Origin of the sequence: Haloarcula sp. Atlit-120R (genome assembly GCF_003665885.1) — an archaeon.
Taxonomy (GTDB): domain Archaea; phylum Halobacteriota; class Halobacteria; order Halobacteriales; family Haloarculaceae; genus Haloarcula; species Haloarcula taiwanensis.
In genome coordinates this window covers 435174-447714 of sequence record NZ_QPLN01000001.1, presented here as the reverse complement: position 1 = coordinate 447714, position 12541 = coordinate 435174, and the positions used below count along the sequence as shown (strand labels likewise).

Genomic DNA, 12541 nt, shown 5'->3' with positions numbered 1-12541 from the left:
ACGGCTCACTCTAGCTCCTCGTCGAGGGCCGCAGCAACCCGCTCGGTGAAGGCCGGTGACTCGACAAGCGCGCCCGCGGCCTCGATGTCCTCGTGGACCGGTCGGTCTGTGGTCAGCTTCGGGACCACTGCACGGACGGCGTCGTAGGCCTCGGCCGAACCGACGCCCAGTTCGAGGGCATCGTCGACGAAATCAGCGGCCTGTGCCCCACAGCACAGCTCGACGCCGAGAATCGCGGCGGCGTTTCGGGCCGCGTTTCGGGCCAGATAGGCCGACTGCGCGCTCATGCTGACGTGGTCCTCCTGATTGCCGCTGACGGGCGTGTTGTCCATCGAGGGCCGGCCAAAGGACCGACATTCGTTCAACAGTGCGGCAGCGGTGTACTGTGCGATCATGTAGCCCGACCGGACGCCGCTTCGCTCGGTGAGAAACGGCGGGAGGTGTGGCTCCTGCAGATTCGGATTGAGCATCCGGTCCGTCCGGCGCTCCGAGATGGCCGCGAGTTCGGTGAGCGCGTTCGTCAGATAGTCGAGGCGCATGGCGAGTACCGCGCCGTGGAAGTTCCCGCCGGACAGCACGCCCGCGCTGTCGGAGCCGGAGGCCCGGTCCCCAACCGCCTCGCGGGGGAATACCAGTGGATTGTCGGTCGCGCTGTTGAGTTCTACCTCGACGGCCTCCCGGAGATGGGCGACGGCGTCGCGGACCGCGCCGTGGACCTGCGGCAGACAGCGCATCGCGTAGGCGTCCTGCACGCGGTCGCAGTTTCGGTGGGACTCGACCACATCGGAGTCGGCCGTCAGCCGCCGGATGTTTCGCGCGCTCGCGGCCTGGCCGGCGTGGGGCCGGACGTCGGTGATGGCTTCGTGGGACGGTACTGTCGAGGAGAGGGTCACCTCCGTCGTGAGCGCACCGGCGATGTCGGCGGCGGCGACCAGCCGTTCCGCGTCGGCGAGGAGGAGTGCGGCCACGCCGACGGTCAGTTGCGTCCCGTTGATGAGCGCCAACCCCTCCTTGGCCCGGAGCGTCACCGGTTCGAGGCCGGCTGCGTCGAGTGCCTCGTCGCCGGGGAGTCGGTCCCCCTTCACCTCGGCTTCCCCCTCGCCGATGAGTACCAGCGACATATGGGCGAGCGGAGCGAGGTCACCGCTCGCACCGAGACTGCCTCGCGATGGGACGACCGGGTGGACACCAGCGTCGAGCATCGCCACCAGCAGATCGACGACGGACTCGCGGATGCCGGAATACCCCTTCGCCAGCGTGTTCGCTCGCGTGACCAGCATCGCCCGGACCTCCGCAGTCGTCAACTCCCGGCCGACAGCGGCGGCGTGGCTCCGCAGGAGGTTCCGCTGGAGGTCGTCGAGGTCCGCGTGTGGGATGCGCTCGTCGACGAGATCGCCGAAGCCGGTAGTGACGCCGTACACCGCCTCGCCGCTGTCCAGCACGCTCTCGACGCGTTCGCGGGACTCACGGATTCGCTCGCGAGCGGTTTCGGCAACCGTGACGGTCGCGCCGTTCCGGGCGACGGCGACCACGTCGGCGGGCGTGAGCGACTCGCCGTCGAGGACAACTTCGGCGGTCATGGGTTGACCTCCCGGTCGTATGACTCATGCGTTGGGGTGCTGACGACTGAGCCGTCTTTCAGGACAGTGTCGACGACGTTGGTCCCGTACTGGTAGGGTATGTGGACGTGACTCGGCGCGGCAAGGACGACAACGTCACCGGGCGCACCCGCACGAAGCGTCCCAAGTCCGCCGGTCCTGTTCAGTGCGAGCGCGGCGTGGCTCGTCCCAGCGACCAGCGCTTCGGCCGGCGTCAGTCCCATCTCGACGCAGGCCAGCGACAGCGCAAAGCCCATGCTGTGGCTGTGGCAGTTCGGATTGAAGTCCGTCGCTACCGCGACGGGCGCACCCCGGTCGCGGAACGCCGTCGCGTCCGCGTACGCTGCGCCGAGACCGAACGCTGTCCCGGGTAGCAACACCGGCGTCACGCCAGCGTCGACAAGCGCGTCGATGTCTTCGCCGGTCGCGTGCAGGAGGTGGTCGGCACTGGCCGCGCCCACGTCCGCCGCCAACTGCGTCCCGCCGATATGGGCCAGTTCCTCGGCGTGGACCTTCGGTGTCAGCCCCGCGGCCGCGCCTGCTTCGAGGACCCGTCGGGACTGCGAGACCGAGAAGACCCCTTCCTCGCAGAACACGTCGCAGAACTCGGCGATGCCCTGCGATTCGACAGCCGGAAGCTGCTCGTCGACGACCGCCGCGGTGTAGTCGTCGGCGTCCCACCCCTCGGGAACAGCGTGTGCGCCCATGAACGTCGGGACCACGTCGACGGGATGGACGTCGTCGGCCCTGTCGATAACTCGGAGCATCCGTAGCTCCGTCTCCGTGTCGAGTCCGTAGCCGGACTTCACCTCGACTGTCGTCGTCCCGTGAGCGAGCATGGTGTCGAGATGGGCCAGCAGGTTCGACAGCAGCGTTTCCTCGTCGGCTTCTCTGACCGCTCGGACCGTTCTGAGGATGCCGCCGCCCGCTGCGAGGAGGTCCTGATATGACTTGCCGCGCAGTTTGGCGGCGAACTCGTCCGAGCGGTCGCCGGCGAACAGCGCGTGGGTGTGGGGGTCGACGAAGCCCGGAACGACGGCCTGACCGTCGGCATTGACAGCGTGCCCGGCGTTCTCCGGCGGGTACTCGGCAGTCACCTCCGTGGTTGGACCGACAGCGGCGACAGTGCCGTCCACGATGGCAACTGCGCCGTTCTCGTAGGTCTCCAGACTGCCGCCGTCGGCTGCCGGGCCGGCGACGAGTTCGGCCGCGCCGTAGACCACCGCATCGAGGGTTGTCATCGGTCACCTCCAAGGCCGCTGAGGAAGTGTGCGACGGCGCGGGCCCCGGCGCGGGCGGTCCGGTCCCCGGCGTCCAGCGGCGGCGCGCACTCGACTACCTCGAAGCCGGCGATACGATTGTCCGACGCCACGCGGCCCAGCATCCGGAACAGTTCCCGTGTCGAGATGCCGCCCGGCGTCGGCGCGCTCACGCCCGGCGCGGCTGTGGCGTCGAGCACGTCGAGGTCTAAGCTAACATAGACGGCGTCTACGTCACCAAGCGCGTCGAGCGCGTCGTCCACCGCGCCGGCTGGATCACCGGCCACCGACGCCGGCGGCAGGACTGTCCCGCCCTGCTCGGCGAGGTAGTCGTGGTACGCCGTCGAGGTTTCGAAGTGGCGCGCGCCGACAACGGCCAGTGCGTCGAGGCCTGCATCGTGCAGCTGCCGGTACGGCGTCCCGCTCGTCGGCTCGTCCCGAACGGCGCGGCAATCGAGGTGGGCGTCGAAGCTGACTGCGCCGACCGTTTCGTGAGCCACCAGCGGCGCGGCGTTCGGGAACGTCAGCGAGTTGTCGCCACCGAGAAACACCGGTACTGCGCCCGCTGCGTGAATCTCAGCCGTCATCGAGCGGACAGCGTTCTGGACCCGTTCGACACCGCCGGCCGGAATCTCAATGTCGCCGAGGTCGGCGACCGAGCGGACCGGCCCGCGTTCGACGTGATGGGTCTTTGTTCCACCGAGTTCGCGCCGGAGGGCCGCAGGGCCAGCACGCGCGCCCGACCGTCCGATGACGGCCCTATCGTACGGCTCTCCCACCAGTACAGCGTCGTACTCAGACGCGGTCGCGAGCGTGGCCGTCTCGACGATGTCGCCGAACTGCTCGTCGTTCGGGTCGCCGGAGGGGCCGGTCCACGGCGACGGGGCTGTCAGGTCAGTCATCGGTCGCGGTTGCGGTCACGCATCGGGACCGCGACGTCGTTCTCGTCGGCCATTTCCTGTGCGATTTCGTAACCGGCGTCGGCGTGGCGAATGACGCCCATCCCGGGGTCGGTCGTGAACACACGGCGGGCCTTCTCGGCTGCGAGATCAGACCCGTCGAGGACGACGTGGTTGTTCGTGTGCAGGGAGTTGCCGATTCCGACGCCGCCGCCGTCGTGGACGCTGACGATGTCCGCGCCGGCGGCACAGTTCAGCAGGGCGTTCAGGATCGGCCAGTCGGCGACGGCGTCAGTGCCGTCTTTCATCGCCTCGGTTTCCCGGTTCGGCGAGGCCACGCTCCCGGCATCCAGATGGTCCCGCGTAACGACGACGGGTGCCGAAATCTCCCCGTCAGCGACGAGTTCGTTGATGCGGAGCGCGAGGCGGGCACGCTCGGTCAGCCCGTCCTCGGTCGCGTACCCAAGCCAGCACACTCGCGAGGGGAGCCCCTGGAAGGATACCTGCTCCTGAGCGAGGTCGATCCAGCGGTGGAGGTCGTCCTTCTCCGGGAACAGCTCCTTGACCGTGTCGTCTGTCCGGTGGATGTCCGCGGGGTCGCCCGAGAGCGCGGCCCAGCGGAACGGCCCCTTGCCCTCACAGAACAGTGGGCGGATGTACGCGGGAACGAACCCCGGGAAGTCGAACGCGCTGTCGAGGTCGCGCTGGTCCTCGACCTGTCCACGGATGTTGTTGCCGTACTCGAAGGCGATGGCTCCCCTGTCTTGCAGTTCCAGAATGCCCTCGACGTGTCGCGACATCGTATCGAGGCTCTCTGCGACATACGTCTCGGGGTCGCGTTCGCGGAGCCGGTCGGCGTCCTCGACAGTGTAGCCAGCGGGGTAGTACCCTTCGAGTTCGTCGTGTGCGCTCGTCTGGTCGGTCACTACATCGGGGACGAACCCCATGTCCAACATCTCCGCGAGCATGTCGGCGGCGTTCATGTGGACGCCGACGCTGTAGGGCTCACCGTTCGCCGCGGCCGCCTGTGCGCGCTCGATGGCCGTCGCGAGCTCGTCGGTTTTCTCCTGGCAGTACCCCGTCTCGATACGCCGGTCGATACGGTCCGCGTCGACTTCGGCCGCGATACAGACGCCGTGGTTCATCGTCACCGCGAGCGGCTGCGCACCGCCCATTCCGCCGAGACCGCCGGTGACGACAATCTTCCCGCGAAGGCCGTCGTTCTCTGGGTAGTGTTTCCGGGCAAGTGCGGCCAGCGTCTCGTAGGTCCCCTGGATGATGCCCTGCGTGCCGATGTAGGCCCACGAACCGGCGGTCATCTGGCCGTACATGATCTGTCCCTTCGCTTCGAGTTCGTGGAAGTGCTCCCAGGTGTCCCACTTGCCGACGAGGTTCGAGTTCGCGATGAGGACGCGGGGGGCTTTCTCGTGGGTTTTGAATCGACCGACCGGCTTGCCGCTCTGGACGAGGAGAGTTTCGGTAGCACCGAGTTCGCGGAGTTCGTCGACGATGGCGTCGTAGGCGTTCCATGACCGGGCCGCACGCCCGGTTCCGCCGTACACGACCAGCTTCTCGGGCTGCTCGGCGACGTCGGGGTCAAGGTTGTTGTTCAGCATCCGTAGCGCGGCCTCCTGTCGCCACCCTTCACACTCGATATCAGTGCCGGTGGGCGCACCCTGGTACTCGCGCCACTGTTCTGAGGGCGTCCCGACGTCGTGGCCGGTGTCTGGGCCAGACTGCTGTGCCATACCCTCCTGTTTGCGCCCGAGTGTGATAGCAGAGGCCCTCCTTGCGGAACTGTTTTTATATGTATGTGTGTATTGGTTGCTATGTACGAGGCGGTGTTCCGGGTGGCCGGTGACGGGGCCTACGAGGCGGCGACCGACGGGACGGGCACGCGAATCGAGCTGTGGTGTACCGACCACAGCGACCTCCTCTACGTCCGCGGAGGGGATGTCGGGCCGGTCGTCGAGCAGGTCCGTGAGACTGTCGGCGTCGCCGAGCGCCTCGAAACAGATGACGGGCAGGTTCTGGTCACAGAGGCGTGTCTGAAGGTACACTTAGCGGATACCGTCGAGCACTATCTGGCCGACGAGGGGTGTCTGCTCGTGCCGCCACTTCGGTACGCGGAGGGGCACAAGCTCGTTCGAGCGCTGGGGCTCAGTTCCGAGGCGCTGTCGGCGGTGTACCGGTCATTAGCGTCGGCGTTCGAGGTCACTGTCGAGTCGAAACGCGAGGTCGGATCACTGACGCCCGACGCGCCGCTGGTGACCGTTGGCGACGTGGTCCCGTCGCTCTCGCCACGCCAGCGCGAGGTGTTCCTGACGGCATACGAGCAGGGGTATTACGAACTGCCGCGCGGGACGACGACGGCGGCTATTGCGGACCGTGTTGGTGTCCAGCGCCGAACTGCGGAGGACCACCTGCGGCGCGCCGAAAAGAAACTGGCCGACGCGCTGGTGGGGTACCTGTAGCGACGGCGGGTGCGACCAATACGCTGTCCTAGCAGCACCCTGTTCGGGGATGGTATCGATGCCCGCAGTCCGGACACGTCGCGCTGAACGCCGTCGCGTCATACTCGAAGCCGGTGTCACACTGCTGGCAGACGAGTAGCTGTGCCATAGCAGTAATGCAGGTCTGCGTCCACATCAGTGTCCTGCTGCCGCTGGCGGGGTGTATTTCCGTGTCCGGGCGAAGGGCCGAGTATGGACCTCGACCGCTTTACCGACGACACGCCGGCCGACGACGCACCCGGCGAGGCCAGGGTCTGTGTTGTCGCCGCGCAGACGGAGACGTTCGAACGCTGTCGGCAGGGTTTCTACCCGTCTCCGGAGTCGTATGACCGAACGACAGAACCGTTCGACTACATGGCGTTCTACCGGACTGCCCCGGTATCGGCGGTCACGCACTACGCTCCGGTGACCGCCAGAACGGAGCAGACCCGTGGCGGCCCGGGACCGATGGACGCTGACGATTGGGCCGCCCTCATCGACCCGTTCTCGGAGACGGACGATGTCGTAGTGTTCGAACTGGCCGACCTCGTACCGCTCGGAAGTCCTGTCGAGAACGACCAGCACGGCCTCCGAGGGGCGTGGTACTGCACTATTGAGAACCTACGGACCGCCGATACGCTCTCGACGCTGGCTGCTACCGCGACTACCTGAGCAGGGTCCGATAGCCCACGCAACACCCCGCTATCAGGGGCGAGGGTTCAAGCGGGAAGCGCCCGTATAGATGGCGAATGCTCATCTACCCATCAGTCCGAGACCACGGCGTCTCGCTGTGTGAGCGGGCCGGCTACGATGTGGCGGTGCGTGACGATAGCGGCGGACCGCCCGCGCTCGCGACGCCGAACGACGACGCGGTCGGTCTCGTGGATGCCACAGACCCGCGCCCCGTCGCTATCGAGCCGCTGACCGAAGCCAACGTCGGCCCCGATGGACTCATTCCCCGGTTCGTCGACGCGGTTCGGGAGGGCCGGGACTGCCTGTTCGTGGTCCCGTCAACGGAGGCGATGGGAACGACACTGACACAGATGGTCGCTACCATCCTGGGTGAGCCCGCCTGTCTCGCCGCCGACGGCCCTGACGGCCGGCAGTTCTACAATGGCCCCGACCGCGTCCCGCTCTCAGATGGAACCTACGCCTGTGCGCGAGCCCCCGCCAGTGACCTCCAGTGGCGCGAAGTCAGAGTTGATCAGGGTCGGCCCAGACTCGAACTCGGCGTCGGGACGGAGGTGATCGCAGTTCTCGAACACGTCGACTCGCTCGCCGAGGCCGGTCGCCACGCCTTCCAGCACGCCTACCGCCGGGCGGATAACGGGCAGTTCGAGGTGACAGCCGGCGGCGACGTAATCGAACGGTTCCCCGGTCCGACAGCGATGCGGCGCGGCGGCTACCCGCCCGTGCCGATGCCGCTGGTCCCTGAGCACCTGTTCCCCGAAAACGCGGACAGCTCACGGTGGGCCGTCTGCCAGCCCGATGGCGGTACGGACGTACTGACCGTCACTGGACTGAGTGCCTGGGGCTGACGGCGGGTCTTTTCTCCTGCTACTGTGCGGACAGCGACTGGTGTCTGCATCAGAACGACTATGTATCACCGCAAAATATCACTAAGTGGTATGAGCGATTCCGACTCATTCGAACAGTTCAGCGACGTCGGCGAGGCGGAAGTCACACGCGCCATCGGGCAGGAGTGGACCGAGGAGTTCATGGACTTCTCGGACTCCGACGTGATTATCGTCGGCGGCGGCCCCTCGGGGCTGATGGCCGCGAAAGAACTCGCCGAGCGCGGCGTGCAGGTGATGGTCGTCGAGAAGAACAACTACCTCGGCGGCGGTTTCTGGCTCGGTGGCTTCCTGATGAACAAGGTCACTGTCCGCGACCCGGCCCAGCAGGTGCTCGACGAACTCGACGTCGACCACAAACAGTCCAAAGACAGCGAGGGGCTCTACGTCGCCAACGGGCCTGAGGCCTGTTCCGGCCTCATCAAGGCCGCCTGCGACGCCGGCGCGAAGATGCAGAACATGACGGAGTTCACCGACATCGTCATCCGCGAGGACCACCGTGTCGGAGGCATCGTCATGAACTGGACGCCGGTCCACGCGCTACCCCGCGAAATCACCTGCGTCGACCCGATCGCCGTCGAGGCCGACCTCGTCATCGACGCGACCGGCCACGACGCGATGGCCGTCAAGAAACTCGACGAGCGCGGCGTCCTCAACGCGCCGGGCCTCGAAGACGAAGCCAGCGGCATGGACCAGACCGACGACGACACCTACGGTGCGCCTGGCCACGACTCACCCGGCCACGACTCTATGTGGGTCGGCGAGAGCGAAGACGCTGTCGTCGAACACACAGGCCTCGCCCACGACGGCCTCGTCGTCACCGGCATGGCCACCGCGACGACCTACGGCCTCCCGCGCATGGGCCCGACGTTCGGCGCGATGCTCGTCTCTGGCAAGCGCGCGGCGCAGGTCGCGCTTGATGAGCTTGAAGTCGATGCCGAGCCGGTCGACGTCACGAGTCGCGACGCAACCCCGGCTGACGACTGAATCCCCTCCCACGTCACTGGTTTTAAAAAACCCATCTTTTATACGTTTCAGTAATCCATTCAGGCCATAATATCGCATTAATACAAACAATTATACAACCGTGCGATAGTTCTGTTAGTGATTGACAATCAATGCCTGAAGAGATGCAGCGGAGCGACAACCACGGGTCTGACGAGCCAGTCGGCGGCGAGATCGCGGTCCAGCTCTGGAGTCGGCGACCGGTCTGTGGCCCTCGAACGACAGCTATCGACCGGTTCACAGAACTCGCCGCAACGGGAGTTATCGATGACTTCGATATTCAGACGTGGCCCGAGGAAATTCCCGTGTCCCAGCGGAGCGAGCATGGAGAGATGCTTGCGACTGTCGACAGATACGAACAGTGGGCGACCAGACGAGGACTGAGTCTCCGACCGCCCTTTGAGACGCGGACCTCGTCGTTACTCGTCGGCGGCAGTACGGAGGTGCTGCGACTCCCGATGATAGCCGTCGCCGTCTACGCAGACGACGATCTGGTCGGGGTATACCCGTGTACTGACGGGGAAACCACATGGTCGGTCACGGATTGCATCGACGCGCTCACTGCGGACCCGACGGCACTCCCGCACGAACCGAAGTAGTGCTCGCCACTGGAACGTCACAGACTGTCCGTGGCGGTTCTGGCCAGCACTGCGGTAGGTGGCTGTCTCTCACCGGTAGCGCCGCATCGACCCGTTCGCTCTGATTCTTCAGTTCGCCGTCTCAATGCGCGGGGGTCTCCGAGACACAAATGGTATTACCCAACGATACCACTGGCTAATACAATGAAGTCCGTCACGCTGTACCGCGCCCCGACGGCGGTCGTCGACGCCGACGCGATCGCCGACTGGCTCGACGAACGGGTCGAGGCCACTGTCTCCGTCCGGGACCGGTTTCTCTCGTTGCATGGCGACTCGGACCTGGCGGAGTCGTTCGCGGAGGCGCGGGTGCTCTCGCCGTACGATCGCGAGACCGGGAACACGATGCTCGGCATCGTCCGCTACGAGGAGCGAGCCATAGAGTCGCCCGAGCGGGCCGGCGGCGTCATCTACGACGGGCTGGCCGTCCAGCGGGCGCTCCACGAGCGACTCCCCGAGTCCGAGCGGTCGCTGGACCACCTCCACGTCCCGCTGTTGGACCGCGTCGTCGGGACCTGGGGCGACCACGACGGCCGCTGGCACAAGCGCGTGCACGTCCTCGGCCAGCCCGCGGTCGTCTCGGTGCCGGGGCTGTACGAGGCCCCCGCAAAGCCCGAGCAGTACTACAAGGAACAGCAGAAACACGCCCTGCTCTCCGGCGGTACGCCGCCCCGCGAGGTGCTCGAAAACGAGGTCGAGGGGGAGTTTCTCGTCGAGGACGACCCGCGGACGACCGAGGCGCTCAAGGGCTACGTCCTGCAGGCGTACCACTACCTCGACACGGGCGAGGCGTTCTGTGACGTGGAGACCTGTCGGCTCCACAACCCCCACCGCCAGCCCGGCGTCGTCGCTGCACAGCTACGGAAGCCCGAGTTCTGTCCGGCGCACGCTGAACGGTACCGACCGTAGCGGTTCGGCCCGCGCCCGTCAGGGCACAGTCCCGCTCAGCAGGCCGAGGTATCCCCCGGCGAGCGCCTCGTAGCGCCTGTCGACGGTCAGTTCGGTGAGTCGCTCCCGGGCCGCCCGGACCCGCCGCTCGAACGCGCTGGCGTGTGACCGCCGCGACAGCCGCGTCCCCGGCGCTGAGAGCCGGACGAACCCCTCGAACGCGAGGTTCAGCGGCGCGGCGAGGGCGCTGGGACTCCGCTGGAAGTTCAGCAGGGCGACACGGCCGCCGGGGGCGACGCTGTCACACCACGCATCGACCGCTGCCGCGGGATCCTCGAAGATGCCGGCAACGAACGTCGCCAGGACGGCGTCCGCCTCTCGAACAGGCGGTCGGGCGGCGTCGGCTTGCACGTAGTGTACGGTCCCGCCCGTCCGCGCGGCGTGTTCGCGTGCGCGTTCGAGCATCGCCCGCGTCACGTCGACGCCGACGATCCGACCCGACGGGTCGACTCGCTCACGGAGCGCCGGCACGTTCGCCCCCGTGCCACAGCCCATCTCGACGACGGTATCGCCGGGCGCGAGCGCCAGCGCCTCCGCCGTCCTGTCGCGCCATGCCGTCACACCGGGTGCATTCGCTATCCAGTCGTACACCCGCGCCCACCGGCCGTAAAACGACTGCGCGTCGGTCACAGGATTTCGCGGGCCGTTTCAGCGACCGAGACGGCGTCGTCCCCGAGCAGGTACACCACCGGTTCGATACCCATCGCGCCGGTGTGATAGAGCACGTCGACGCCCGGGTCGTCGGCCAGCGCGGCTGCGACGGCTGGTTCGACGCGCTCCTCGGCGTCGAACTCGACGACGGTCCGGCCCGCCTCTCGCAGCGCGGCCACGACGCCGTCGTCGTACCGGACGTTCAACACCGCGCGGGCGTCGCTCCCGGCGGTCCGCGCCGCCAGCAACAGCGTCGCGACGTGTTCGCTGACGCCGAACTCCGGGTCTGCCGGAATCGTTGCCCGCCCTTTCACGTCGAGAATCCGCCCCGGGACGGCGGCCACGTCCTCGATGCTCTCGGCGTCGGGGAGACACTGGACGAGGTTCGACCCCACTGCTGGGATGAGCGTCGCGAACCCGCTGGTGTTTTCCAACACACTGAGTCCGCGCCGCACCGACGCGAGCGTTCGTTCTGCTGCTCGGAGCTGTGAGTCCGGGTCGTGGACGGCGAACTCGTCGTCGTAGTCGCCCAGTTCCGGGACGGCGTCCTCGTGTATCTGCGCCAGCACGCCGCCCTGTTCGAGTTCGCGGATGAACACCTCCGTTTCGACCAGCGCTTGTACCGGACTCATATCGCCGTCAGCCAGCCCGTCGGCCAGCCGCTCGACCAACTCTTCCAGCCCGCGGTGGGCCAGCAAGTCCTCCTGACGCGCCACGTCGCCGTGGACGTACTTCGAGACCGCACTCTGGCTGATTCCCAGCAGGTCGGCGACTTCGGACTGTGTCAGCCCGCGCTCCCTGAGAGCGTCGGCCAGCAGCGAGCGAAACGTCGGCAGGAAGTCGTCGACGACGATCTCCTCGATGAACCGCATCTATTGGTCGCCTCCGAACTCGCGGTCCCCCTGTATCTTGCTGGCCTGCGGTCCGGACTGGCCCTGGTACTTCGAGCCGCGTTCGGCCCCGTACGGGCGGTCGGCGGGTGTCTTGAGTTCCGTGAACGTGAGCTGTGAGATCCGCATACCGGGCGTCAGCGCGACCGGCGCAGTGCCGAGGTTCGACAGTTCGAGCGTGATCTGTCCCTCGTAGCCGGGGTCACAGAGTCCGGCGGTCGCATGCACCACAATCGCCAGCCGGCCCAGCGACGAGCGCCCCTCGACGTGGGCGATGAGGTCGTCAGGGATGGCGACGCGCTCGTGGGTCGTCCCCAGCACGAAGTCGCCGGGGTGGAGGATAAACTCCCCGCCCTCCTCGATGATGGTTTCCTCGACGTAGTCTGCGACTTCGTCCTCGGAGTTCGGATGAATACAGGGGATGTTGGCGTGCTGGAACTCCAGGAATTCCCGGCCGAGACGGAGGTCGACGCTGGCCGGCTGAATCTGGATGTCCGGGTCGTCGAGCGGCTCGACGACGAGGTCACCCTGCTCCAGCCGTCGGAGAATATCAGCATCTGAGAGTATCATGAGAGTGGCGTTTGCGGCCG

General features: G+C 66.9%; 13 protein-coding genes. 6 read left to right on the top strand and 7 right to left on the bottom strand.

Annotated features, from left to right (window positions below; genetic code table 11):
* Window positions 1–5: 5 nt before the first annotated feature.
* From hutH to hutU, 4 genes are read right to left on the bottom strand one after another with little or no spacing between them, the layout of a single operon-like run.
* A complete protein-coding gene (hutH, locus tag DVK01_RS02400) occupies window positions 6–1580 on the bottom strand; it encodes a histidine ammonia-lyase (RefSeq protein ID WP_121535254.1) in 1575 nt (524 codons plus the stop codon).
* Window positions 1577–2839 (bottom strand): imidazolonepropionase, encoded by a 1263-nt coding sequence (gene hutI / locus DVK01_RS02395; RefSeq protein WP_121535252.1) that lies wholly within the window; start codon window positions 2837–2839, stop codon window positions 1577–1579. Before hutI ends, hutH begins: the two co-directional genes overlap by 4 nt.
* A complete protein-coding gene (gene hutG / locus DVK01_RS02390) occupies window positions 2836–3759 on the bottom strand; it encodes a formimidoylglutamase (protein WP_121535250.1) in 924 nt (307 codons plus the stop codon). The genes hutI and hutG overlap by 4 nt, the downstream gene beginning before the upstream one ends.
* Window positions 3756–5504, bottom strand: a complete 1749-nt coding sequence (gene hutU / locus DVK01_RS02385) for a urocanate hydratase (RefSeq protein WP_121535248.1) — start codon at window positions 5502–5504, stop codon at window positions 3756–3758. Before hutU ends, hutG begins: the two co-directional genes overlap by 4 nt.
* An 81-nt stretch (window positions 5505–5585) precedes the next feature.
* On the opposite strand from hutU, the gene DVK01_RS02380 reads away from it, so the two are divergent.
* The 6 genes from DVK01_RS02380 (at window position 5586) to DVK01_RS02355 (ending at window position 10371) form a co-directional block, all read left to right on the top strand.
* On the top strand, window positions 5586–6230 hold the full coding sequence (locus tag DVK01_RS02380; protein WP_101350721.1) for a helix-turn-helix domain-containing protein: 645 nt from the start codon (window positions 5586–5588) through the stop codon (window positions 6228–6230).
* Between the two features lie 231 nt (window positions 6231–6461).
* Complete coding sequence (locus tag DVK01_RS02375) at window positions 6462–6920, top strand: hypothetical protein (RefSeq protein WP_121535246.1); 459 nt, start codon at window positions 6462–6464, stop codon at window positions 6918–6920.
* Window positions 6921–6997: 77 nt separating this feature from the next.
* Entirely contained in the window at window positions 6998–7786 is a 789-nt protein-coding gene (locus DVK01_RS02370; RefSeq protein WP_121535244.1) for a hypothetical protein, read from the top strand.
* 90 nt (window positions 7787–7876) lie between these two features.
* The gene (locus tag DVK01_RS02365) at window positions 7877–8809 is read left to right on the top strand and encodes a sulfide-dependent adenosine diphosphate thiazole synthase (RefSeq protein WP_058994571.1); all 933 of its coding nucleotides are present in this window, start codon (window positions 7877–7879) and stop codon (window positions 8807–8809) included.
* Between the two features lie 131 nt (window positions 8810–8940).
* On the top strand, window positions 8941–9426 hold the full coding sequence (locus tag DVK01_RS02360; protein WP_101350718.1) for an HTH domain-containing protein: 486 nt from the start codon (window positions 8941–8943) through the stop codon (window positions 9424–9426).
* Between the two features lie 183 nt (window positions 9427–9609).
* Entirely contained in the window at window positions 9610–10371 is a 762-nt protein-coding gene (locus DVK01_RS02355; RefSeq protein ID WP_121535242.1) for a DUF7001 family protein, read from the top strand.
* Between the two features lie 18 nt (window positions 10372–10389).
* Here the strand turns inward: DVK01_RS02355 and DVK01_RS02350 are convergent, their stop codons facing one another.
* The 3 genes from DVK01_RS02350 to dcd are packed head-to-tail and all read right to left on the bottom strand — an operon-like array spanning window position 10390 to window position 12521.
* The gene (locus DVK01_RS02350) at window positions 10390–11040 is read right to left on the bottom strand and encodes a class I SAM-dependent methyltransferase (protein WP_121535240.1); all 651 of its coding nucleotides are present in this window, start codon (window positions 11038–11040) and stop codon (window positions 10390–10392) included.
* The gene (locus DVK01_RS02345; RefSeq protein WP_101350715.1) at window positions 11037–11933 is read right to left on the bottom strand and encodes a thiamine-phosphate synthase family protein; all 897 of its coding nucleotides are present in this window, start codon (window positions 11931–11933) and stop codon (window positions 11037–11039) included. The genes DVK01_RS02350 and DVK01_RS02345 overlap by 4 nt, the downstream gene beginning before the upstream one ends.
* Complete coding sequence (gene dcd, locus DVK01_RS02340; protein ID WP_101350714.1) at window positions 11934–12521, bottom strand: dCTP deaminase; 588 nt, start codon at window positions 12519–12521, stop codon at window positions 11934–11936.
* Window positions 12522–12541: the final 20 nt, after the last annotated feature.